Annotated in this window: 17 protein-coding genes; 7 read left to right on the top strand and 10 right to left on the bottom strand. The window is 65.4% G+C overall.

Going from position 1 to position 22,663, the window contains the following annotated elements:
- Positions 1-4: 4 nt before the first annotated feature.
- The gene (locus tag AC1Q5S_RS03855; RefSeq protein WP_492238358.1) at positions 5-643 is read right to left on the bottom strand and encodes a hypothetical protein; all 639 of its coding nucleotides are present in this window, start codon (positions 641-643) and stop codon (positions 5-7) included.
- 554 nt (positions 644-1,197) lie between these two features.
- Positions 1,198-1,800 carry a hypothetical protein gene (locus AC1Q5S_RS03860; RefSeq protein ID WP_422203355.1) on the bottom strand — a complete coding sequence of 201 codons (603 nt, stop codon included), beginning with the start codon at positions 1,798-1,800 and terminating at the stop codon, positions 1,198-1,200.
- A gap of 480 nt (positions 1,801-2,280) precedes the next feature.
- Between AC1Q5S_RS03860 and AC1Q5S_RS03865 the strand changes: the two genes are divergently transcribed.
- The 4 genes from AC1Q5S_RS03865 to AC1Q5S_RS03880 all read left to right on the top strand — a co-directional run bounded on the left by AC1Q5S_RS03865 (position 2,281) and on the right by AC1Q5S_RS03880 (position 7,028).
- The gene (locus AC1Q5S_RS03865; protein ID WP_303837077.1) at positions 2,281-3,219 is read left to right on the top strand and encodes a LysR family transcriptional regulator; all 939 of its coding nucleotides are present in this window, start codon (positions 2,281-2,283) and stop codon (positions 3,217-3,219) included.
- Positions 3,220-3,387: 168 nt separating this feature from the next.
- On the top strand, positions 3,388-4,860 hold the full coding sequence (gene tcuA / locus AC1Q5S_RS03870) for an FAD-dependent tricarballylate dehydrogenase TcuA (protein WP_422203357.1): 1,473 nt from the start codon (positions 3,388-3,390) through the stop codon (positions 4,858-4,860).
- Entirely contained in the window at positions 4,847-6,016 is a 1,170-nt protein-coding gene (gene tcuB, locus AC1Q5S_RS03875) for a tricarballylate utilization 4Fe-4S protein TcuB (protein ID WP_492238359.1), read from the top strand. Before tcuA ends, tcuB begins: the two co-directional genes overlap by 14 nt.
- Positions 6,017-6,050: 34 nt before the next feature.
- The gene (locus AC1Q5S_RS03880) at positions 6,051-7,028 is read left to right on the top strand and encodes a Bug family tripartite tricarboxylate transporter substrate binding protein (RefSeq protein WP_303837071.1); all 978 of its coding nucleotides are present in this window, start codon (positions 6,051-6,053) and stop codon (positions 7,026-7,028) included.
- 57 nt (positions 7,029-7,085) lie between these two features.
- Here the strand turns inward: AC1Q5S_RS03880 and AC1Q5S_RS03885 are convergent, their stop codons facing one another.
- The 3 genes from AC1Q5S_RS03885 to AC1Q5S_RS03895 all read right to left on the bottom strand — a co-directional run bounded on the left by AC1Q5S_RS03885 (position 7,086) and on the right by AC1Q5S_RS03895 (position 9,428).
- Positions 7,086-7,577 (bottom strand): NUDIX hydrolase, encoded by a 492-nt coding sequence (locus AC1Q5S_RS03885; RefSeq protein ID WP_303837069.1) that lies wholly within the window; start codon positions 7,575-7,577, stop codon positions 7,086-7,088.
- Between the two features lie 90 nt (positions 7,578-7,667).
- Positions 7,668-8,372 (bottom strand): riboflavin synthase subunit alpha, encoded by a 705-nt coding sequence (locus tag AC1Q5S_RS03890; protein ID WP_303837067.1) that lies wholly within the window; start codon positions 8,370-8,372, stop codon positions 7,668-7,670.
- A gap of 114 nt (positions 8,373-8,486) precedes the next feature.
- The gene (locus AC1Q5S_RS03895) at positions 8,487-9,428 is read right to left on the bottom strand and encodes a LysR family transcriptional regulator (RefSeq protein ID WP_303837065.1); all 942 of its coding nucleotides are present in this window, start codon (positions 9,426-9,428) and stop codon (positions 8,487-8,489) included.
- A gap of 139 nt (positions 9,429-9,567) precedes the next feature.
- Here AC1Q5S_RS03895 and AC1Q5S_RS03900 point away from each other — a divergent pair, with 139 nt between their 5' ends.
- Both AC1Q5S_RS03900 and ggt read left to right on the top strand, forming a co-directional pair.
- Complete coding sequence (locus tag AC1Q5S_RS03900; RefSeq protein ID WP_422203363.1) at positions 9,568-10,518, top strand: Bug family tripartite tricarboxylate transporter substrate binding protein; 951 nt, start codon at positions 9,568-9,570, stop codon at positions 10,516-10,518.
- A 94-nt stretch (positions 10,519-10,612) separates the two neighbouring features.
- Positions 10,613-12,244 carry a gamma-glutamyltransferase gene (ggt, locus tag AC1Q5S_RS03905; protein ID WP_303837061.1) on the top strand — a complete coding sequence of 544 codons (1,632 nt, stop codon included), beginning with the start codon at positions 10,613-10,615 and terminating at the stop codon, positions 12,242-12,244.
- A 208-nt stretch (positions 12,245-12,452) separates the two neighbouring features.
- Here the strand turns inward: ggt and AC1Q5S_RS03910 are convergent, their stop codons facing one another.
- Together AC1Q5S_RS03910 and AC1Q5S_RS03915 are read right to left on the bottom strand one after the other, a co-directional pair.
- Positions 12,453-13,808, bottom strand: a complete 1,356-nt coding sequence (locus AC1Q5S_RS03910; protein WP_303837059.1) for an esterase-like activity of phytase family protein — start codon at positions 13,806-13,808, stop codon at positions 12,453-12,455.
- A gap of 105 nt (positions 13,809-13,913) precedes the next feature.
- Complete coding sequence (locus AC1Q5S_RS03915; protein WP_303837057.1) at positions 13,914-14,150, bottom strand: hypothetical protein; 237 nt, start codon at positions 14,148-14,150, stop codon at positions 13,914-13,916.
- Between the two features lie 369 nt (positions 14,151-14,519).
- Between AC1Q5S_RS03915 and AC1Q5S_RS03920 the strand changes: the two genes are divergently transcribed.
- Complete coding sequence (locus AC1Q5S_RS03920; protein WP_492238360.1) at positions 14,520-16,415, top strand: bifunctional metallophosphatase/5'-nucleotidase; 1,896 nt, start codon at positions 14,520-14,522, stop codon at positions 16,413-16,415.
- 87 nt (positions 16,416-16,502) lie between these two features.
- On the opposite strand, the gene AC1Q5S_RS03925 is transcribed toward AC1Q5S_RS03920, so the two are convergent.
- From AC1Q5S_RS03925 to AC1Q5S_RS03935, 3 genes are all read right to left on the bottom strand, one after another.
- Positions 16,503-18,197: an FAD-dependent oxidoreductase gene (locus AC1Q5S_RS03925; RefSeq protein ID WP_492238361.1), complete on the bottom strand. Its 1,695-nt coding sequence runs from the start codon at positions 18,195-18,197 to the stop codon at positions 16,503-16,505.
- A gap of 140 nt (positions 18,198-18,337) precedes the next feature.
- Complete coding sequence (locus AC1Q5S_RS03930; protein ID WP_492238362.1) at positions 18,338-19,876, bottom strand: polyamine aminopropyltransferase; 1,539 nt, start codon at positions 19,874-19,876, stop codon at positions 18,338-18,340.
- Positions 19,873-22,590 (bottom strand): DEAD/DEAH box helicase, encoded by a 2,718-nt coding sequence (locus AC1Q5S_RS03935; RefSeq protein ID WP_422204849.1) that lies wholly within the window; start codon positions 22,588-22,590, stop codon positions 19,873-19,875. The genes AC1Q5S_RS03930 and AC1Q5S_RS03935 overlap by 4 nt, the downstream gene beginning before the upstream one ends.
- Between the last annotated feature and the right edge of the window lie 73 nt (positions 22,591-22,663).

Below are 22,663 nucleotides of genomic sequence, written 5' to 3' on the forward strand. Positions count from 1 at the left end.
CGGATCACGGAACAAGATCAATCTTAACGATGAGCTTGCAAAGACTCGTTGGCAGGATGGCGCCTCCATCGAGCCCTCCGTTGTTCTTGCCTAAGCCGGCGTTGACAAATGCGAGCAACAGAGACTCGTCCATCTTCATAGCATCCTCGATGCGGGTCTCTGAGAAAACGCGCACTTCTTCTAGATCGAAGGCGGGAAGTTTTTCTAGCGCGGGCAAAATGCGGCGTAGGTCCAGGAAGGAAATCTCCTCTCTTGCGTAGGCTGCAAAGCATTTGGCGGCGAGTTCTGGTTTCTTCTCGCTCTCCATCCGATCAAGAATTTCGATCACCGCTGCTCCTGCTCTCCCCGAGAACTTGTCATCCTCGTTCAGCTTCTCGACCATGGCGATCCGCTCGTTGGCTGGAATATTAGCAAGCTCACTCAGGAAACGAAGAATTTTCGTAGCAAGAATCTGGTCCCTTGTCGAACTGGCTGCATTGAATATACCAAACACAGTGCTCACAAGTGGGATATCTTTGAGCGCGCCTGATTCAAGCACGCTGTCTATTCCAATTTCGAGATATTCCTTTCCCACGCTCAAGACCGAATCAGACTTGAGCACATTGACTACCTCGATGCCGCGCCGGGTATCCTTCTTTTTCATCTCTTTCCTCCAATCTACTGCTTTATGGTACTGCGCGATGCAGAGATGCGAGCGAGTCGAACCGTCCGGATGGCTGTCACTGCAGACGATCTTGTGAAGAGATTCTGGTGCGCACAAAGCCTTCTGGATTGGCTGCAAGACGAACGTAATCGACAAGAACGTCGTTGGTGCGGTGCTAAGCCGGGACGGAGATCTACTGCTGGCCGCCTTGCAACTTCGAAAAAATTCTGCTGCCATTGAAGCTGCATGGCCGCAACGGGTCGATAGTGTGATTTTGGCGCTATCCCCAGAAACTGACGCTGGGTATTAACGGTTCGTTCACCGGATGGCAGCTTCCTGGCGCAGCGGTGAACTTGCGAGGTCGGCCAAAAGCAAACCTTAGGCAACATGTATAGCGGACGAACAGCGCTTCGCCTAACGCTTAAGAGAAGCAGGCCCGCAGATTGGCAGGGCCCTCATAATGGCCATTAAGATGTCAAAGGCAGCAGTGGCTTCCCTTCGCCAAATATACCGGCCACCAGCGTCTGGCACTCATGCCTTCATACGGAAGGAGATTATCCCTCTTCATTCCTCTCTTTGATCGATGCGGCTTCATTTAAAGCAGTCAAAGTTGGCAGAAGCGTTAATCTAAACCAATCGCCAAACTCGGTCCCTGAAGGAAACTCTTTAGATTCCCCCATAAAGTCAGCCACGCATCGTCCATAAGCATCCATCCACGAAAAATTGCCACCCACACGTGTCAAAAGGATTTTTTTATCATCAATTGACATCTTAGGATTGCCACGGTGCGTTTGTATTAAATTTTGAATATCTTTCAAGTTTGTGTTTTTAGATATATTTTCCCTAAAGTTTCTAACAATTAATTCATCAAAAATCATATTATTTTCTGTGGATTTAATATCACTCCCGCAAAATCGGCAAACGACAGCCTCCTGCTTAATTATTTCGGCACAAAACGGACATTTTTTCATTTCGCCTGAATTGATTGCCTTACCTTCGATGACGGACAAATTTTTTGAAACCACCAAAGAAAGAACAAGACCAATTGGTCCTAGGGCAACCCCAAGACAAAACCAACCAAATGTACTCCGCCCTTTGTTTGTAGCAACAATAGCCGTAACCACACCAGACAGAAATAAAATTAATAAATATTCCATGATTGATATTTACCAATGGGATTTGGTGAAATGCTAGGGATTCTCTGCATGAATCATCGCGCGGTGTACATCTGCGGCCTCGGGCGGTCTGCGTCGTTGCAAATACTCGCAATAGCTACGGGTATTGCTGCGTTTTGCGCCTGGCAGCCCATCCCGATCCGCAGCGCACACTTTCCACTCGATTCGTGCAGAGAATCCCTAGGGCTTTGGTTAGGCGTCGCCGATGCCGGCTGTGTGACGCCTAACTCGCTTTTTAGCAGATTGCCTTATGGGTCGAATGTGAGAGGTCCGCTTTCGCGCGCCTGGGCCAAAGTAAGCTGAGGGTCGAGAGCCGTCCATCAGCCATCTCCGAAATCGCCCCGCTGCCGCACGCCGGTTCGCTCGCATCCCATCCACCCGAGCGCTGACGAACTCCCCGGAAAAACGCTCTCGACCTTTATGGGCTATGGCCGCATGGCGTGACTGTGCGACCATCCCCCCATGGAACTGCGCCAACTCCGCTATTTCGTCCGCATCGTCGAACTCGGCTCCATGGGCCGGGCGGCGCTGGACCTCGACATGGTGCAGTCCGCCCTGAGCCAGCAGATCAGCCGCCTGGAGGGCGAGCTTTCCACCCGGCTGCTGCAGCGCACGGCCAAGGGCGCGGTGCCCACCGAGGCGGGGCTGGCGTTTTTTCGCGAGGCGCAACTGGCGCTGCGCCATGCAGACCAGGCCGCGCGCGCGGCGCAGCAGGCGCGCCTCACAGGTACGGTGAGCGTGGGCCTGTCGCCCACCACGGCCTCGGTGCTGGGGGTGCCGCTGATGCGCGCCATGCACGAGCGCTACCCCGATGTGCGGCTGCACATGGTGGGCAGCCTCTCGGGCCACCTGTCGAACATGCTCAACGCGCGCCAGCTCGACCTGGCCGTGCTGTTCGACACCCAGCCCGCGCGCCGCTGGAGCGTGCTGCCGCTGCTGGAAGAGCGGCTGTTCTTGATCCGCTCGGCCCAGCGCGGCGTGCGCAAGCCGGCGCTGCGACGCAAGGTGGCCCTGGCACAGCTGGCCGATGAGCCGCTGATCCTGCCCACCGGCCCGCACGGCCTGCGCAGCCGGCTGGATGCGGCCTTTGCCCAGGCGCGCGTGGCGCCGCGCATGGCCATGGAGATCGACTCGCTGGCGTTGCTGATGGACGCGGTGGACATGGGCCTGGGCAGCACCATCCAACCCTGGGCGGCCGTGGGCCGCTATGCCGATGCGGCAGAGCGCTTTGTGCTGGCCGAGATCGAGGATGGCCCGGCCTACCGCCCCGCCGCGCTGTGCAGCCTGTCGGACGATGAACTTTCGCCCGCAGCGCTGGCCGCGCGCGTGGTGCTGGGCGACTGCGTGCGGGAGCTGGTGCAGTCGGGGCGGTGGATTGGAGCAAGGTTGACTACCCCCTGAGGGGCTGCGCCCTGTCGAACGGGAGTGGCGGAATGAGCGGGCATGGCGGGTTCGTTCACACCTTCTCGACCCATCACGATCCGTGATGGGGTCATGCCGGCGCAACCCCTGCGCAAGCGGGGGCATTCTTTCTACATTCACGACTCCCATGAATGAAAAGAACTGACCATGACGCCCGATGTGCTCGTGATTGGCGGCGGCAACGCCGCCCTGTGCGCCGCGCTGATGGCCCGCGAGGCCGGTGCCAGCGTGTTGCTGCTCGAATCCGCCCCGCGCGCCTGGCGTGGTGGCAACTCAGGCCACACGCGCAATCTGCGCTGCATGCACGATGCGCCGCAGGATGTGCTGGTCGAGGCCTACCCCGAAGAAGAATACTGGCAGGACCTGCTCAAGGTGACGGGCGGCCTGACCAACGAACACCTGGCGCGCCTGGTGATCCGCGCGTCCAGCCACTGCCGCGACTGGATGCGCAGCCACGGCGTGCACTTTCAGCCGCCGCTGTCGGGCGCGCTGCATGTGGCGCGCACCAACGCCTTCTTCATGGGCGGTGGCAAGGCGCTGGTGAATGCCTACTACCGCAGCGCCGAAAAGCTGGGCGTGCAGATCCGCTACGAAGCGCCCGTGGACCACATCGAGATCGAGAACGGCCGCTTCGTGGCCGCGCACTGCACCGTGAACGGCCAGCCCGAGCGCATCACCGCCAAGGCCTGCGTTCTGGCGGCAGGTGGCTTTGAGTCCAACCGCGAATGGCTGCGCGAGGCCTGGGGCCAGAACGAGCGCGGCGAATGGCCCGCCGACAACTTCCTGATCCGTGGCACGGCCTACAACCGGGGCGTGCTGCTCAAGCACCTGCTCGAAGACCACGGCGCCGACCGCATTGGCGACCCGACACAGGCGCACATGGTGGCGATTGACGCGCGCGCACCGCTGTACGACGGCGGCATCTGCACGCGCATCGACTGCGTGTCGCTGGGCGTGGTGGTCAACCGCGAAGGCGAGCGCTTCTACGACGAGGGCGAAGACTTCTGGCCCAAGCGCTATGCCATCTGGGGCCGCCTGGTGGCGCAGCAGCCGGGGCAGATCGGCTATTCGATCATCGACAGCAAGGCGATTGGCCGCTTCATGCCGCCCGTCTTCCCCGGCGTCAAGGCCGACAGCCTGCCCGAGCTGGCGCACAAGCTGGGCCTGCCGGTGGATACCTTCATGCGCACGCTCGATGCCTACAACGCCGCCTGCCGCGTGGGCCACTTTGACCACACAGCCCTGGACGACTGCCACACCGAAGGCGTCACGCCCGCCAAGACGCACTGGGCGCGGCCCATCGACACGGGGCCGTTCTACGGCTATGCGCTCAAGCCCGGCGTGACCTTCACGTACCTCGGCCTGCACACCGACGACACGGCCGCCGTGCGCTTCAACAACCAGCCGAGCAGCAACCTGTTCGTGGCCGGCGAAATGATGGCCGGCAACGTGCTGGGCAAGGGCTACACGGCCGGCGTGGGCATGAGCATTGGCACGGCCTTTGGCCGCATTGCGGGCACGAACGCGGCGCAGGCGGCTTTGGCATCACAACAGCCTCCAGCGCTTACGGATAAATCGCCTGAAGCTACAAAACAAGGAGCAAACCATGCAATCGCTTGAAGCCCTGACGCGCGACGCCCGGGCGCTGGCGAACGGTGAGATCGTGCTGTCTGCCCCCGAAACCGAAGTGGCGCGACAGATGCAGATCTGCAATGCCTGCCGCTACTGCGAGGGCTTTTGCGCCGTGTTTCCGGCCATGACGCGCCGGCTCGAATTCGGCAAGGCCGACATCCACTTCCTGGCCAACCTGTGCCACAACTGCGGCGCCTGCCTGCATGCCTGCCAGTACGCGCCGCCGCACGAGTTTGCGGTGAATGTGCCCCAGGCCATGGCCCAGGTGCGCGGCCAGACCTATGCCGACTATGCCTGGCCGCCCGCGCTGGGGGCGCTGTACCAGCGCCAGGGGCTCACGCTGTCGCTGGCGCTCGCTGCGGGTCTGGCACTGTTCCTGGTGCTGGCCGTGGCCTTGAAAGGCACGTTGTGGAGCGCACCCGGCGGTGACTTTTACGGCATCTTCCCGCACAACCTGCTGGTGGGCCTGTTTGCCCCAGTGTTCCTGTTCGTGGTGTTTGCGCTGGGCATGGGCGTGCGCCACTTCTGGCGCCGCATCACGCCCGCCACCAGCGGCGCGCCTTTGAGCGCGCCCGCCGCAGCCGAAGCCACCGACGCCGTGCTGCGCCTGAAATACCTGGACGGTGGCCACGGCGACGGCTGCCACAACGAGGACGACGCCTACACGCTCGCGCGCCGGCGCCTGCACCACCTCACGTTCTACGGTTTCCTGCTGTGCTTTGCCGCCACCAGCGTAGCCACGCTCTACCACTACCTGCTGGGCTGGGCGGCGCCCTACGATCTGCCCAGCCTCCCGAAGCTGCTGGGTGCAGCAGGCGGTGTGATGCTGGCGCTGGGCACGGCGGGCCTGTGGCGGCTGAGCCTGCGCCGCCACCCGCTGCACGGCGACGCCGCGCAGAAGCCCATGGACCGTGGCTTCATCGCCCTGCTGTTCCTCACCGCCACCAGCGGTCTGGCCCTGTGGCTGGTCCGTGGCACACCGGCCCTGGCGCTGCTGCTGTGCCTGCACCTGGGCGCGGTGATGGCGCTGTTTGCCACCATGCCCTACGGCAAGTTCGCCCACGGCATCTTCCGCACCGCGGCGCTGCTGCGCCACGCGGTCGAAAAGCGCCAGCCCAACCCCATTGGCCTGGGCGCAGACTGAATCCCCCCACCACAACACATCCCGAGGAGCCCCCATGAACAAACGCCAACTGCTGCGCGCCACCGCGCTCGCCGCCTCGTCCCTGCTGCTGGCCGGCACGGCTGCCGCCCAGGAATTTCCGCCCAAGAAGCCCGTCACGCTGGTGGTGGGCTTCGCGGCGGGCGGCGCTGCCGATGCCGCTGCGCGCCTGATCGCCAAGAAGCTCTCCGAGAACATTGGCCAGACAGTGGTGGTGGACAACAAAGGCGGCGCGGGCGGCAACATCGCCCACCAGTTTGTCGCCAATGCCGCGCCCGACGGCACGGTGCTGCTGTTTGGCTCGGTCGGCCCGCTGACTATCGCGCCGCACCTCATGAAGCTGAGCTACGACCCGTTCAAGGACCTGGCGGCCATCTCGGGCGGTGTGAACTTCCCCAACGTGCTGGTGGTGCACAAGGCCGCAGGCGCCAAGACGCTGGCCGAATTCATCCAGCTGTCAAAAAAGAAACCCGGCAGCGTGGACTTTGCCTCCACCGGCGCGGGCTCGGCCTCGCACCTGGCGGGTGAGCTGTTCAACCAGCGCGCGGGGATCGACATGACCCATGTGCCGTACAAAGGGGGCGCACCCGCGTTGCAGGATTTGCTGGGCGAGCGGATCACCTCGTACTTTGCCGCGCCGCCCACGGCCATGCCCCATGTGGAGGCCGGCAAGCTGATTCCGCTGGCCACCACGGGCCTGACGCGCCCGGCCTACCTGCCCAACATTCCCACGGTGGCCGAATCGGGCTTTCCGGGTTTTGAGGCGCTGAACTGGTACGCCTTCGTGGCGCCCGGCAAAACACCCGTGCCGCTGCTGGACCGCTGGAACCAGGAGGTCGTGAAGGTGCTTCAGGATCCCGGCGTGAAGGAAGCCCTGCTCAAGCACGGCCTCACGCCCCAGCCCACCACGCGCGCCGAGTTCACGGCTTTCATGAAGAAGGAATCGACCCAGTGGGCCGCCATCATCAAGGAGCGCAAACTCACGGCGGATTGATTCCGGGAGTGCAACCCGGCGCGGCCCAGGCGGCCTCGCACCCGCCCAGCGGCCCCGTCAGAGGGCCGCTGCGCTTTGCAGCACGCTCGCATCGGTGTGGATCAGCCCCAGTGGCGCGCGCTGCCCGGCCAGGTAGTCCTGGACGCACTGCAGCACCAACGGGCTGCGGTGGCGGTCGGCGCTGGCACGCAACTCTTCGAGGGTCATCCACACGGTGCGCACGATGCCTTCGTCGAGCGCGCGCCAGCCATGGTGCGTGCCCAGCGTGCCGGTGAAGACAAAGCGCAGGTAGGTGATGTCATCGCCCGTGCGCGTGCGCGTGAAGCGGTTGAGGTACACGCCCACCAGGGCAGTGGGCGCAAAGTCGTGGGCGGTCTCTTCCAGCACCTCGCGCGCGCAGGCGTCGATGGGTGACTCGCCCGGGTCCAGATGACCGGCCGGATTGTTGAGCCTGAGGCCGTCGGCCGTGTCTTCTTCGACCAGCAGAAAGCGGCCATCGCGCTCGATGATGGCAGCCACGGTGACGTTGGGTTTCCAGCGGTTTGGCATGGCGCGCATTATGACGACGGGGCATGACAGGCGCCCGATGGGACCCGCAAAGGCACTTTTCAGACGCAGCAGGGGCGCCTGGTCCGCAGTTCAGTGCGATGCCGCGGGCGGCTGCACGAAGTCGTCGAGCGACAGGCCTTTTTCCTGGAGCAGCGCCTCCAGCACGGGTTGCAGGCGGCCCAGGCTTTCTTGCACGGCCTCGCGCACGGTGTCCACCATCACCTGCGTGCTGCGCTCGATCTCGATGTTCAGGCGGTCGCCCACTTTCTTGCTTTCAAACACGGTGGCGCGGCGCGTCTCGGGAATCATCCAGATCTCGAACCAGCCCTCGGCGCGGTTCACCTCGGCCACCGTGAGGCTGGCGCCGTGGATGGCGATGTAGCCCTTGGCGAAGATGTAGCGGCGAAACGGTTCGGGCACGGCGATGCGCCACACCAGGTTGTTGTCGAACTCGCGGCGCTCGATGAGCGTGCCGGTGAAATCGACGTGGCCCGACAGCGGGTGCCCGCCGATCTCGGCGCCTTCCTTGGCCGCGCGCTCCACGTTGACGCGGTCGCCTGGGGCATAGCTGCCCAGCGTGGTGATGCTCAGGCTCTGCAGCATCACGTCGAAGCTGGTCCGCGTGGGCGAGAGGATTTCCGTCACCGTGAGGCACACGCCGTCGGTGGCCACGCTGGCGCCAATGGCCAGGTCCTGGCAGAAGCCTGCGGGAAAATCGAGCGTGAAGGTGCGCAGGCCTGCGCGGTCGTGGATGGCGGCGATGCCTGCCGTGGCTTGGACGATGCCTGTGAACATGCTTTACGGGGAGGAGAAAAAGGGTTCAGACGCGAGCCCGGATTGTGCCATCCACCCCATTGCCACACCGGCGACAGGCCCCGCCGCCGCATCTATGCGCTGGGTTCTGGCGGGTTAGCGGCTGTGCCCCCGCGCGTGGGCCACCAAGCAGCACACCAGCTCCCTGAGCGTGGCCGAGACATGTTCGCGGTTCCACATCACGGTGATGGGGCCAAAACGGATGCTGGAGTTGATGGCGATCTTCTGGAACAGCCCGAGCGACGTCATGTAGTCGGCCATGGACTCCGAGCACACGCCCACGTAGTCTCCTTTGTGCAACAGCGCCTGCATCATGGCCAGCGAGGCCGTTTCTGCCTTGGGCACCAGCCAGGAGGCCTCCTGCTCGATCAGGTACGCATCCATCTGGATGCGGGTGAGCGTGCCGCTCGGTGGCATCACCCATTTCTCGCGCAGCACGTCGGCAAAACCCAGCCCAGCGCTGTGCCCCCAGTACTTGCTGCCGCGGCCGATCACGATGGCCACCCCGTCGTCAAACAGCACCTGGTGCTCCAGACCCGGCCGGTGGGCCCGCGCATCCAGCACGCCAATCACGGCATCAAGCGCACGGGTCTCCAGCCCCTTGAGCAGGTTGTCGAACGGGCCGTCGTGGATGGACACCGCCACGTCGGCATGGTCCTGCTGGAAGGCGCTCACGGCCTCGGGCAGGCCCCCGGCGATACCCGCCCACACGCTGCCCACGTTCAGGCGCGGCACGCGGCCCTCGGCCATGGCATTCATCTCGCGGCCGGTGCGGGCCACATCGCCCAGCACGTTGATAGCCAGGCGCTTGAGCAAATGCCCCGCCGGCGTGAGCTGCACCTTGCGCCCGCGCACCACCAGCGGCGTGCCAGCCACGTTTTCCAGCTCGGCCAGCCAGTGAGACATGGCCGACTGCGTCATGTGCAGCCGCGCGGCCGCCTCGGTCAGCGTGCCGGCCTCGTCCAGTACCAGGAACGATTCGAAGTGCCGCACCTTGATGCGGCGCGCCCAGGAGGCGCCTTCTGCTCGGTCAATCATGAGTAAACCTTCATACGCCTATTCTGCCTTTTCACTAGGCAAGCGGCGGGATTCGTCATGACAATGTCTTCATCTTCTGTTTATGACCCCGTAGGAATTGCCTGTGTCCAAAGCCCTCACCACTATCTCCAAGCTCTTGATGGGCGTCGCTATCGCGGCCGTCACCAGCACCACCGTGTTCGCGCAAGCGGCCTACCCCAGCCGCCCGGTGCGCTTGGTCGTATCGCAGGCACCCGGGGGAAGCAGCGACACCATCGCGCGCATGTGGGCCGAGCACGCCGGTAAGGCGCTGGGCGGCACCATCGTGGTGGAGAACAAGCCGGGTGCGGGCGGCCTGATCGCGGCACAGAACGCACTGAACGCACCGGCCGACGGCTACACCCTGCTGTTCGGCAGCGTGTCGCTCATGGTGCTCAACCAGTTCACCTACAAGCCCCTACCCTATAACCCCGAGAAGGACTTCACGGGCGTGGCCATGCTGACCACCGTGCCGTTTGTGCTGTCCACCAACCCGGCCACCGGCATCAAGACGCTCAAGGACCTGACGGACCGCGCCAAGGCCGCACCGGGCAAGCTCAACTTCGCCTCGGCGGGCTTGGGCAACTCCACACACCTGGCCGTGGAGTTGCTGGCCGATGCCGCAGGCATCTCGATGACGCACATTCCCTACAAGGGCGAAGCCGACGGCGTGATGGCCACCATGGGCGGCCAGACCGAGGTGATGGCGCCCGTGTACGGCACGGCACTACCCCACATCAAGAATGGCAAGCTGAACCCGCTGGCCGTGCTGTCGCCACAGCGCACCCCCGACCTGCCCGATGTGCCCACCCTGGGCGAACTTGGCGTGAAGGGCTTTGACAACATGGGCTGGAGCGCCGTGGTAGCGCGTTCGGGCACCCCGGCGGACATCGTCGAAAAGCTGAACAAGGCGACGGAAGCCTTCCACAGCAACCCAGCCGTGCAGACCAAGCTCAAGACCATGGGCGTGATGCCTGTCGCGGGCCCATCGACCCTGGTGATGGAAACCACAGTGCGTGACACCAAGGCCTGGGGCCCCGCACTCGAGAAGCTGAACCTCAGCGCCAAGTAAGTTCTCAGGCCGCACGCGGCGGTCTCCTTCCCCCTATCCACGCAACACCCCGTGCCGCATCGCTAATGCCGCACGGGGCTTTTCCTTAGACGCTATGAAAAAAGAAGCAATGGTGGTCTGCGCCCAGCCCGAGGCCGCAGAGTCCGGAATTGAGATCCTGCGCGCGGGCGGCAACGCGGTCGATGCCGCCGTGGCCACGGCCCTGGCCCAGACCGTGGTCGACCCGCTGATGTGCGGTATTGCAGGGTTTGGGACCGCAGCGGTGTACGTGCCCGGCGCCCAAGTGCATGAGTATTTCGATTTCCACTCGCCCGCGCCGCTGGCCGCGCACGAGAACATGTGGGAAGACCTGCTCGAAGGCGAAACCAAGGATGGCTTTGGTTTCATCCTGAAGGGCCGCGTCAACGACATCGGCCCGCAGTCCATCGGCACCCCCGCAACGCTCAAGGGCCTGGAGGCCATGCACCAGGCCCACGGCCGACTGCCGTGGAAGCAGGTTGTGGAGCCCGCCATCCGCTGGGCCGCCGACGGCTTCTTCGTGCGCCCCGGCATGCACGCCTTCTGGATCGACGAGCCCAGCATGGGCCGCGTGGGCAACCTGGAACGCCTGCAGTACTGCGAGGACAGCCGCGAGCTCTACTGCCGCCCCGACGGCCGCCCCAAGGCCATCGGCACGCCGCTGCGCAACGAAGGCATGGCGCGCGTGCTACAGCAGGTGGCCGAGGAAGGCACGCGACCGTTCTATCACGGTGACCTGGCGCAGAAGATGATCGCGCACCTGCAGTCGCTGGGCGCCCTGCTCACGCTGGAAGACCTGGCCCAATACGAGGTCACGCGCAACGCCCCGCTGGTGGGCACGTACCGCGACCGCACCATCACCACCAACCAGCCCCCGGGCGGCGGTGCCATGTTGCTGGAGATGCTCAACATCCTGGAGCACTTTGACCTGCGCGGCATGGAGCACAGCAGCCCCGAGTACATCCGCCTGGTGTGCGAGGCCATGAAACAGGCCACGATCGACAAGGACCGCTACATCGGCGACCCGAAGTTCTTCGACGTGCCGCTGGACCGCCTGCTGTCCAAGGATATGGCACGCGCCGTGGCCGAGCAGATCCGCGCCGGCCAGAAGTTCAGCGTCGAGCGCGTGAACCCCGGTGCGCCCGTGCCGCGCGACACCACGCACCTGAGCGTGGTCGATGCCGATGGCAATGCCGTCTCGATGACACATTCTCTGGCCATGCCCTCGGGCATCATCACGCCGGGCATGGGCTTCCTCTACAACGGCTGCATGGGCGTATTCGACCCGCGCCCTGGCCGCGCCGGCAGCATCCAACCGGGCAAAAGCCGCTTCACCTCGTCATGCCCCACGATGACCTTCAAGGACGGGCAGCTCGACGTGGTGCTGGGCGCGCCCGGCGGAACGCAGATTGCCATGGGCGTGCTGCATGTGTTGATCAACGTGATCGACCACGGCATGGAAATGCAAGCCGCCGTGTCAGCGCCGCGTTTCTCGTCCACCAGCAACTCCATCGACGTGTGCAATCGCATCCCACGCTATACCACCCGTGCGCTGGAAGACCAAGGCTACAGCATTGGCCGCAACCCGTACAACTACACCATTGGCTGGGTGCATGGGGTGCAGGTCCAACCCGACGGCCTGCACGGCGGCGCCGACCCGGGACGTGACGGCGTGGCGTACAAGCTGCGCGGGGACGTGGCGCACTGAGCCCGGCGGACCGATATGCCTGAAGGACGGCGCCATCAAACGCTCACCATTTGATAGCCTCCAGCGCTTGCTGCATAAGCGATGGAGGCCTAATCCTCTTCAATTTTCGTACGCCGGGTCAGCCCATGCAGCGCCAGGGCGCTGGCGGCGGGTACGGAAGATGATGCGCCACCCGCGCTCTTCCTGCGTCCTCCCTGCGCACCTCGACCTATTTGGCGCGCAGGAGCTCGCCCACTTCGAGCAGCACCAGCTCGTTGTCATCCGCCTTGTTCGGCTCGCGGCTGCTGCTGAACGGCAGGTTGTTGTCGTTGCCCACCACGATGTGCGTGCCGTCCACCACGTCCACGTTCTCGATGGTGAAGAACGGGAAGGTCAGCACGCCGTTGTTCAAGGGCTTTTTCGACAGGCGCTGCGGGTCCTGGATGTTCAGGAGGTCGATGTAGCCCACTTTGCGGATCTCGCCGCCCACGTTGGCGTCCGAGAGCTCGACCTTGTAGACGCGCTTGAACCTGGCCAGGTCATGGAAGCAGTCGGTGCGCTTTTGGCCTTCGAGGCAGGCCTTGTCGTCCGTGCCTTCTCCATTGTCGCGCTCGATGATCAGGCCCGTGGTGCCATCGATCATGTTGAAGTCGCCTATCGCGTGGTGGTTGGCTTCCATCACGTACTTCCAGTGGCGGCCCGTCCATTGCTCGGCCTTCACGTCGAACTCCAGCACGCGCAGGTATTGCTTGCCGCCCACGTGTTCGTAGGCCTTGGCCTCATCGTTCCACAGCGCGCCTTCGAGCAGGGCATACAGCTTGCTGCCGTCCTTGGACGCAGCCATGCCTTCATAGCCCTTGGAGCGCTTGACCGCGAACGCCGTGGGCTTGGCATCAGGGGCGCCGGGCAGGAGCACGCCGGGCGCATCGGGCGAGCGCACCAGCTTGCCGTCGACCTGGGTCTCGAACACGGCCAGCACCTTGCCCTGGAGGTCGGCCTTCACCAGGAAGGGGCCAAACTCCTCACCGATCCACAACGCGCCACCGGCGAACTGGAAGCTCTCGGGGTCCAGATCGGCACCCGTCAGATAGCGCGGCTTGGTACCTTCGTGGGTGATGCGAAACGGCAGCTTCTTGTCGGGGTCGTGCAGGAATACCGTTTTCAGGCGGTTGAACTTGCCGCTCTTGAAGTCCACCTGGTAATGGCTCAAGTGCAGCATGAAATCGGGCGAATTGGCCTTGGAGCCGGCGCCGTTGTCCGTAAGAATCCAGAACGAGCCATCGGCCATGCGCTTGATGCCCGAATGACCCTGCACCGGCTGGCCCTTGAACGGCACCGAAATGCCGGTGGGGCGACCGACCGACTTGCCTTCCACGCTGGCCAGCTTCTCAACGCGGGCGCCGGTGGTGAACTTGCCGCTGGTCTGCAGATCCGCCGGCGCGTCCTTGGGTGCGGCAATCAGCGTCAGGGCAGGCGACACGGCATGGCCCGCCAGCGCAGCCGGGTAGGCCTGCTGGGCCACGGCGGTGGAGGAGGCCGCGCACAGCAGGGCGGCGCTGGCGACCAGGGAAGTGATTCGGAGCATGGTGGGTATCGGAGTGGATGAAGCCGCAACGATGCAGGGATAGCATGACTGGCCCGTGAACACGCCATGACGCTGGCGTTACATCTGCCGCGCAACCGCTGCGCCTCAATCCGCCATGGCCCGCGCCATGTACACCGCACCCGCACCATAGCTGGCCAGGTGGCACGCAAACACCTCGGCGCTCTCGACGAAGCCAGCGCCATCGCAAGCCTGCTGCACGGCCAGAACCTCCTCGAGGTCGTGGTGCGCGAAGGCACACAGGCACACCAGGGGCAAAGGGAGCACACAAGGGGACATCACGGCAGGCTGCAGACCAAAGCCAGGCACCGGATTGTCAGTCAAGGTGCGTCAGGCAAGGAACCGCCCGCTCCTTGCGGGTGCAGCGCGCTGGGTGCGCGGGGATCAGGCGGCCTGCACGGCGGCAGGCAGGCCCCAGGCGCTGGCGGTCACGGTCAGCACGGCGGCGATGGTCGCGTTCAGGGGCAGAAGGGAGAGGATCGGCATGGCAACGGCATTCAGGCAACAGAACAATGCCGCAAAGGTAACCGCTGGCTGTGACGCGGGGATGACATGGTGCGGCGCAAACGATGACAAGCAGCACGCCCCGTGCAAGTGATGCGGGGGTATTGCTGGCGCGTCACACGGCCGTCATGCAAGGGCAAAACACTGCGCCTTCGTTGTTTCAATTCGTCACATCACGGAAGGCCCACCATGCACCTGCACATCTCGCTTGTATCGCCCCGCCGTCCGCTGGCCCTGGCCCTGATGGGCGCGCTCTCCCTGGGCCTGGTGGCCTGTGGCGGCAGCGACGATGGCCCCAGCTTCAAGGCCATCGAGCTGAACATTGCCCACATCAACGACCACCACTCGCAGCTCGACGCGTTTGCCGCCACCGAACTCACCCTCGACGGCGTGGCCACGCAGGTGGAGCTGGGTGGCTTTGCGCGCCAGACGGCGCTGTTCAAGTCGCTGGCCGGCACGCCCAACCTGCTCAAGCTGCACGCGGGCGATGCCATCACGGGCTCGCTGTACTACACCTTCTTCAAGGGCAAGGCCGATGCGCAGATGATGAACAGCATCTGCTTTGACGCCTTCATTCCGGGCAACCACGAGTTTGACGACGGCGACAGCGTCTTCAAGGGGTTTCTGGATGCACTGGCCGACCCGGCCAACGGCGGCAACTGCAAGACGCCCACGCTGTCGGCCAACATCGTGCCGCAGACCGGCACGCCCCTGGCTCCGGCGGGCGCCCCTGCCTACCTGCAGCCCTACACCATCAAGAAGATCGATGGCGTGGACGTCGGCATCGTGGGCCTGACCATTGCCGGCAAGACAACCACTTCGTCGCGCCCGCTGGCCACCACCCAGTTCCTGGATGAAGCCGCCTCGGCGCAAAAGGCGATCGACGAACTCAAGGCGAAGGGCGTGCGCCACATCGTGCTGGTGTCGCACCTGGGCTACGACAACGACAAGCAGATCGCTACCAAACTGACCGACGTGGACGTGGTCATCGGGGGCGATTCGCACACCCTGCTGGGCGACTTCAAGGTCGTGGGAGTTGCGTCCGCCACCGGCACCTACCCGACGGTGGTGACCAACAAATCGGGCGAGACGGTGTGTATCGGCCAGGCCTGGGAATACGCCAAGGCCTACGGCCACATGAACGTAAAGTTCAACGACAAGGGCAGCGTCGCCAGCTGCGGCGGCAAGACCCAGCTGGTGATTGGCGACCGCTTCAAGCGCAAGGACAGCACCGGCACCTGGCAACCGCTGGCCGATGCCGATCGCGCCGCGCTGGTCAGCAAGCTGGCGTCCAGCGCCAACGTGAAGGTCGTGACGCCCGACGCCACAGCGACGCAGACGCTGTCCGTCTACACATCCCAGGTCACGGCGCAGAAGGCCATCACCATCGGCACGGCCAGCGAAGCCCTGTGCCTGATGCGCGTGCCCGGTGGCTCCAACAGCCGCAACACGGGCGTGGCGGGCTGTGAAACCGCCAACACCCTGGCCCGTGGCAGCGATGCCGCCCAGGTGGTGTCAGAGGCCTTCCTGCGCGCCAGCAAGCGCGCTGACTTTGCACTGCAAAACGCCGGTGGTGTGCGCACCCCGATTGCCGCCGGCACGCTGAGCATGAACACGGCCTTCACCCTGCTGCCGTTCACCAACGTGCTGGTCGAGATGGACCTCAAGGGCTCCGAAGTGATGGCCGCCCTGGAAGACGGCGTGGCCGCCCATCTGGACGCCGCCGTGCCCTCGGACGGCGCGCACCCCTACGCCGCCGGCCTGCGCTGGGACCTGGACATGAGCAAGACCAAGGGCCAACGCTTCAGCAACGTGCAGGTGCGCAGCAAGACCACGGGCGCCTGGACCGCCATCGACCCCGCCAAGACCTATGTGCTGGTGACCAACGACTTCGTGGCCGCAGGCGGTGACGGCTACGCCACGCTCAAGCCCATCTACGCCGCAGGCCGTTATGTCAATACCTACCTGCTCTATACGCAGAGCTTTGTGGACTATGTGATCGCCCAGGGCACCATCGCTCGCCCCCAGGCGGCCGACTACTCGCACCAGAAGGTCATCACCAAGGCGGGCGTGGCGCTGCCCTGAGGCAGCCGCTGTGGCATGCGCGCGCCCTTGGCCCGTCGCGCATGCCACGCACCGAACCTGCGCCGCAGGCAGCGGGGGCCAGCCACGCTACCGCGCCACCGCCAGCCCCGCGCCATGCCCGCGCGTGAAGGCTTCTTCGAACACCGAGTACCCCGACCAGTCGCTGTGCGCAAACGCCAGCCGCGCCGTGGTGGGCGTGGGCAGCCACGCAGCTCGCTCACCATTGAACAGCCGATTGCGCTTGCTGGACGGGCGCTGCAGGCCAATCTGGCTGAAAAAACCCAGCACACCCGGCGTGGGGATGGCCATGGCATGGCCGTAGCGGGTGATGTCGATGCGCGTGGCGCGGCGCGGCAGGTCGGGGTGGGGCCCGCTCAAAGCGGCCAGCGCGGCCTGGGCCCAGTGCGTCCAGGGCTGGTTGGCCAGTTGCACGCGGCCCTGCGGCACATCGCCCAGGGCCTGGTAGTAGCTGAGCACGGTGGGCCCGGCGAGCACGGCGCGGGGGTCCAGGCGCTGGTGGCCGGCGTCCACATAGCCCAGGCCGCCGGGGTTGGCATCGCCGTAGAGCACGTTGTCCCACGCGGGCGCGGCGCCGGGGCGGTCGGCCAGCGGTGCGTCGATGTGGATGTTGGCCACCAGCCAGGGCGCCCACTGCAGGCGCCGCGCGGCCGCGCGCAGGAACGCCGGGGGCTGTTGCACCACGCGCGCGGCCACCATCACCGGCAGCGCCACGATGCAGCGCTGCGCCTGCCAGCGCTCCACGCTGTCGGTGGCGTGGTTGTAGGCGTCCACCTCCACGCCGTGGCGGCCCTCGGCGATGCGCAGCACGCTGCAGGCGGTGCGCAGCTGCCCGCCGTCCTGCAGCGGCGCGGCCAGGCGCCGGGTGAGCCAGCCATTGCCCTCGGGCCAGGTGAGCACGCCCTCGCGCTCCTCGGGCGCGGCATCGCCCGGCGCATGGAAGCCGTGGCGGCTGGCGAAGTAGTGGATGCCGGCCCAGGCCGAAACGCGCGCAGTACCGGCGCCGTAGTCGTCACGGCAGCAGTAGTCGAGGTACCAGCGCAGGTGCGGGTCGTCCAGGTTCTCGCGGGCCAGCCATTCATCAACAGTAATGGCGTCCAGCGCTTTCTGGACGGGCGCAATAGACCTTTTGGAGTCAACACTCTTGAGCATCGGCATGGTGAAGCGCGCGGCCTGGCCCAGCGCCTGCACCCGCTCGGCAAAACGCCGGTACTGCGCCAGCGTGGCCACGCCCACGCCCTGCACGGGCAGCAGGCCCTCTTGCCACTCGCCCTCGAAGAACAGGCGCTCCTGCGGGCTGTGGCACAGGTGCCGCTCGTCGTATTGCCAGCGCCCGGCCACGCGCTGGCGCAGGCCCAGTTCTTCCAGCAGATCCTGCACCTCGCGCGCGTCGTCGCCGGGCACGGGCAGGTAGTGCGCGCCCAGCGGGCAGGCAATGCCGTTCACCTGGCCGCCGCGGCTGTTGCCGCCGGCCTCGTCTTCCAGCTCCAGCAGGGCAAAGTCATCCACCCCCGCCAGCCGCAGCGAGCGCGCCGCCGCCAGCCCGGCCACGCCACCGCCCGCGATGACGACCTGCGCGCGGCGCACCACGGCGGGCGCTGGCAGCGTGCCGGTGGCCAGCAGGTCGCGCAGCGCATGGCCGCGCGCCATGTCGATGCCGGTGAAGCCGCCTTCGAGCGTGCGCGGCACCTTGTCACACCCCGCCGACAGCACGGCAGCGGCCGCCGAGGTGGCAGCCGTGGCTAGGAAATGGCGGCGTTGCATGGGGCTTGATTCTGCGGCAGGAATGCAGCGCAGCGCACGCAACAGGCACGCTCCAGGCCCGTGCCGCCGTGGAACCGGTTTTGCCGGGCCAATGGTGGCGCCCCCCGGAGGGGGAAGACGCGAAGCGGCTCAGGGGGCATCTAGTGTTTTCCCCACTCGCGCTCGTAGGTATGCACCAGCGCCTGGTTCGACAGCCGGTTCACCTCGGCCGGCACTCGGGCCATGTCGAGCGGAAAGTCGAACAGCAACGGCAGCGTGCCAGCGCCCAAAAACTGCAGCCCTGCGGGCAGCGCCTCGGGCAGGCGCCAGGGGCGTCGGCTGGCGATGACGAAACCCCACTCGCCAAAGCTGGGCACATGGGCATGGTAGGGCGCCGTGCGCAGGCCCACCGACTCCATGGTCTGCACCACGGTCCAGAAACTCTGGCGCGCCACCAGGGGCGAAGTGGTCTGCACCACGGCGTAGCCGCTGGCCGCCAGGCGCTTGTCGAGCAGCGCGTAGAAGCTGTTGGTGTAGAGCTTGCCGATGGAAAAATTGGTGGGATCGGGGAAGTCCGCCACGATCACGTCAAAAGTGTCCGTCCCCTCCTGCAGCCAGCCAAAGGCATCGGTGTTGACGATCTTCACCTTGGGGTTTTGCAGCGCGTGGCCGTTGAGCTGCGCCAGCATGGGGTTGTCGCTGAAGATGCGCGTCATTGCCGGGTCGAGCTCAACCAGCGTGACCGATTTCACCGAGGGGTATTTCAGGATCTCGCGCACCGCCATGCCGTCGCCGCCGCCCAGCACCGCCACCCGTTGGGGTGCCCCGTGCGCCGCCATGGCCGGGTGCACCAGGGCCTCGTGGTAGCGGTATTCGTCGCGCTCGGCAAACTGCAGGTTGCCGTTGAGGAACAGTCGGTGCCCCGTGCGCCCCCGCGTGACCACGATGCGCTGGTAGGGCGATGCGGTGCTGAACACGATGCGGTCCTGGTAGAACTTGTCCTCGGCAAAGCTGGTGATGTGCTCGGCCCCTGCCAGGGCCGCCAGCAGGATGCCCAGCACCATCGCGCAGGCCGCCACATGCGCCTTCAGGCGCCGCAGCTCGTGCCGGAACAGCCACACGGCCCACAGCGCCACCAGTGCATTCATCAAGCCAAACAGCAGCCCCGTGCGGATCAGCCCCAACTGCGGCACCAGCAGCAGCGGGAACGCCAGCGACACGGCCAGCGCGCCCAGATAGTCGAAGGTCAGCACCTGCGAGACCAGGTCTTTCAGCGCCACGTTGCGCTTCAAGATGCGCATGACCAGCGGAATCTCCAGCCCCACCAGCGTGCCCACCATGAACACCATGCCGTACAGCAGCAAGCGAAAGGCGCCCGGCGTGTAGGCGTTGGCCAGGAACAGCGTGGCCGGCAGCGCCCCGCCCATCAGCGCCACCAGCAGCTCGATGCGCAGGAAATGCGCGGGCAGTTGCCGCTCGAAATACCGCGACAGCCAGGAGCCCACGCCCATGGCAAACAGGTAGGTGCCGATGATGGTGCTGAACTGCAGCACCGAGTCGCCCAGCAGGTACGACGCCAGCGCGCCCGCCGCCAGCTCGTACAGCAGGCCGCAGGCGGCCACCACGAACACGCTGATGAGCAGGGCGACTTCGATGGGGCGGGGGCCTGGGGCAGCGGCAGGCGCTTCGGAAGGCGTCATGCCAGCACCGTGTCCAACTGCTGCGCCAGGCTCTTGCCGTCTTGCTGCTTGGTCAGCCAACCAAACACGGCTTTGCCCGCGCTGGCCTGTGCCCACAGCGCACCCACCTGGCTCTTTTCAATTTCGTAGGGGTCGTTCAGCAAATGCGCCCCTTTGTATTCGAGCAAGGCCACACGGCCATCGACCAGCTCGGCCACAAAGTCGGCAAAAAACCGGCCGCGCGACGTGGGCAGGGCAAAGCCGCAGGGCGCGGTATCCAGGTTGCGCACCCATTGCTTGACCCGGGGGTGGCGGTCAATCCGCTGCGCGCACTGAAACTCTTCGCCGCCATCCTTCAGGTCGGCCAGCACGGCAAAGTAATGCCGCGTGAACTGGTAGCGCCCGCTGTAGCGCGACGCCACCGGCGCCGGGTATCGGCCAGGCTCCAACACATGGGGCCGAAGCCAGTCGCTCTCCAGCAACCACGCGCCCGCCTGACCGTTTTGCAGCACCAGCTGGCGAAACTGCCGCGTGGCCGCCTGGTCGCGCAGGTCGCCCACATGCAACGCAATGCACCGGGCCAACTGGAATCGCGCCTGCGCCAGCAGCGCCAGCGGCAGGCCGCAGGCATGCAGCTGGTGGTTCACCACAGCCGCCAGAAAAGCGCGGCGCTGCGACTGGGTAGTGCCCGCCAGCGGCGCGTGCAGTGCCTTGTGCAGCGACTGGTCCAGCCAGCGCACCAGCGTGTCGGCGGTGATGCTGCTGGCGCCGTATTCCATGGCCATCTGCTGCACATCGGTGGGGCGCAGCGTCACGCGCGCGTCCTTCACGTCGATCTCGATCACGTTCGACTCTTGCACCACATGAAAACCGGGCAGCTGCACGGCCTGGGGGCTGAGCAGATCAAGCTCCACCGTCCCCAGCACCGCGCCCTGCTCCAGCGGCCACAGCGGCGCCTGGGCGTCGGTGCGATAGGCCAGCGTGGGCACGGGCGCAAAGCGCACGCCGCGCGATGCGGGGGCCACGCTGGCGGCCACCAGCGCGTTGTGCTGGGCCACCTGCTCGCGCAGCTGCTCCTGCTTTTTGGCCCCGCGCACCTGGGCCAGCATCAGCGCCTCGGTGCTGGCCTCGATGTGGCCCGCAACCACCAGCTGCGTCGCACCGGCAATGGCCTGCTGCTGCACACCGGGCACTGCCAGCAGCTCGGGCGTGGCTGCAATTACATCAAAATTAGTAGCTATCAGCGCTTGAGGGGCGGGCGCTGCATGTGGATTTTCGTCAAATTCTTCGCCAAACAGCGGGTAGCTCGATGGCGGCGCCAGCATCGAAGCCACATCCAGCGCCTCGAACCCCATGTGCTGGATCAACCGGTCGGCCAGTGCATGCGCTGCAGCAGAAAACTCCGCCGCGCACACATGGGCATAAGCGCGGTTGAGCGCCTCGCGCCCACGCCGGCGGGCCTGCGGCATGCGCAGCACACGGCCCAGCAACTGCTCCACCGCCGTGGCGCTGGTCAGCTTTTGCAGGCTGCACAGCACATAGGCAAACGGGCAATCCCAGCCCTCGCGCAGCGCCTGCACCGTAATCACATAACGCACCGGGCAATTGCGCGCCGCCAGGTTGATGTCGTCCAGCCCGCGCTGGGTGCCTGTGGCCACCACGATCTGGTTGTCTGGCAGATTGAGCTCTTCCACCAGATAGCGGCGCAGTGCCTCCGGCGGCATCTCGTCGCCCAGGTTTTGCGCCTGAAAGAGCACGATGGGCCGCACATAGCCATGCCCCTCGGCCTCGTCCTTCAGCGCCTCGGCCTCCAGCTTGCGCTGCGTCTGCACTGCGCCAAACACGGCGGCGGGCCAGCCCTCGGGGTGCTCGGCCAGCACGATGGGCAGCTTGATCATGTCCTCGGCCGCCAGCTCCTGCGCGCTGACGTGGTAGAGCACATTGGTCTTGGTCGCAATCGGCGTGGCCGTCAGCTCCAGGATGAACGCGGGGTTCAGGCGCTGCAGCGCAGTAAAGCTCTTGTCCGTTTTGGTGTTGTGCGCCTCGTCCACGATAAGCAGGGGGCGGTGCAGCGCCAGCCAGTTGGCCAGGCTCCAGCGTAGCTGGCCCACAAAGCCGGCCAGCACGCCGGTGGTGTCGCGCGCCACATCCTCGGGCGTAACCAGGGCGTCGGGCAGCTCGCGCAGCGGCGCCAGGGTGCGTTCATCAGCGCCCTTGAAGTGCGGTTCAAAGCCCTCCGCAAAGCTGTACACATTGCGCTGGCCCGCGTCCTCCACCCGAAAACTCTGGATGGTTGCCACCACCACCACGGCATGGCGCCCCCAGTCGGGCGGGGCGATTTGCGCCACGTCGTCGAGCGTGCACACCTGCAAGCCCTCGCCATAGGCATCGGTCAGCGCGGCGCGGTAGGCGTGGCCGGGCGTCTGCAAGGCCTTGAGCGTTTGCTGGCGAATGGCGTCGCTGGGCACCAGCCACACGGTCACTGGCGCATCGCTGCCTTGCCACTCGCGCGCCAGCAGGGGCACCGCGTGCGCCGCCAGCACCGTTTTGCCGCCGCCCGTGGGAATGCGCAGGCACACGCAAGGCACCTGCGGGCCAAAGGCGTCAAGGTTGTAGGGGCGGCCCGCCAGTTCGCCAAAGGCCAGCGCCGGGCCCTTGGTGCGGGCTGCGCGGGCGAACGCGCCCAGCGCATCCAGGGCGGTTTGCTGGTAGGACTTGAGGGTGATGGGGGTCATGGGGATGGATTTGAATTGGCGCAAATTTTGGGAATCTTTAGCCAATGCACCAATGCAAGTTGTTGATTTATAA

This window comes from Acidovorax sp. GW835-FHT14B10, assembly GCF_058793725.1.

Excerpts from the sequence above, each read along its gene's own strand:
- AC1Q5S_RS03855 (WP_492238358.1), bottom strand. The coding sequence starts at position 643 with ATGAAAAAGAAGGATACCCGGCGCGGCATCGAGGTAGTCAATGTGCTC.
- AC1Q5S_RS03860 (WP_422203355.1), bottom strand. The coding sequence starts at position 1,800 with ATGGAATATTTATTAATTTTATTTCTGTCTGGTGTGGTTACGGCTATT.
- AC1Q5S_RS03865 (WP_303837077.1), top strand. The coding sequence starts at position 2,281 with ATGGAACTGCGCCAACTCCGCTATTTCGTCCGCATCGTCGAACTCGGC.
- tcuA (WP_422203357.1), top strand. The coding sequence starts at position 3,388 with ATGACGCCCGATGTGCTCGTGATTGGCGGCGGCAACGCCGCCCTGTGC.
- tcuB (WP_492238359.1), top strand. The coding sequence starts at position 4,847 with ATGCAATCGCTTGAAGCCCTGACGCGCGACGCCCGGGCGCTGGCGAAC.
- AC1Q5S_RS03880 (WP_303837071.1), top strand. The coding sequence starts at position 6,051 with ATGAACAAACGCCAACTGCTGCGCGCCACCGCGCTCGCCGCCTCGTCC.
- AC1Q5S_RS03885 (WP_303837069.1), bottom strand. The coding sequence starts at position 7,577 with ATGCCAAACCGCTGGAAACCCAACGTCACCGTGGCTGCCATCATCGAG.
- AC1Q5S_RS03890 (WP_303837067.1), bottom strand. The coding sequence starts at position 8,372 with ATGTTCACAGGCATCGTCCAAGCCACGGCAGGCATCGCCGCCATCCAC.
- AC1Q5S_RS03895 (WP_303837065.1), bottom strand. The coding sequence starts at position 9,428 with ATGATTGACCGAGCAGAAGGCGCCTCCTGGGCGCGCCGCATCAAGGTG.
- AC1Q5S_RS03900 (WP_422203363.1), top strand. The coding sequence starts at position 9,568 with ATGGGCGTCGCTATCGCGGCCGTCACCAGCACCACCGTGTTCGCGCAA.
- ggt (WP_303837061.1), top strand. The coding sequence starts at position 10,613 with ATGAAAAAAGAAGCAATGGTGGTCTGCGCCCAGCCCGAGGCCGCAGAG.
- AC1Q5S_RS03910 (WP_303837059.1), bottom strand. The coding sequence starts at position 13,808 with ATGCTCCGAATCACTTCCCTGGTCGCCAGCGCCGCCCTGCTGTGCGCG.
- AC1Q5S_RS03920 (WP_492238360.1), top strand. The coding sequence starts at position 14,520 with ATGCACCTGCACATCTCGCTTGTATCGCCCCGCCGTCCGCTGGCCCTG.
- AC1Q5S_RS03925 (WP_492238361.1), bottom strand. The coding sequence starts at position 18,197 with ATGCAACGCCGCCATTTCCTAGCCACGGCTGCCACCTCGGCGGCCGCT.
- AC1Q5S_RS03930 (WP_492238362.1), bottom strand. The coding sequence starts at position 19,876 with ATGACGCCTTCCGAAGCGCCTGCCGCTGCCCCAGGCCCCCGCCCCATC.
- AC1Q5S_RS03935 (WP_422204849.1), bottom strand. The coding sequence starts at position 22,590 with ATGACCCCCATCACCCTCAAGTCCTACCAGCAAACCGCCCTGGATGCG.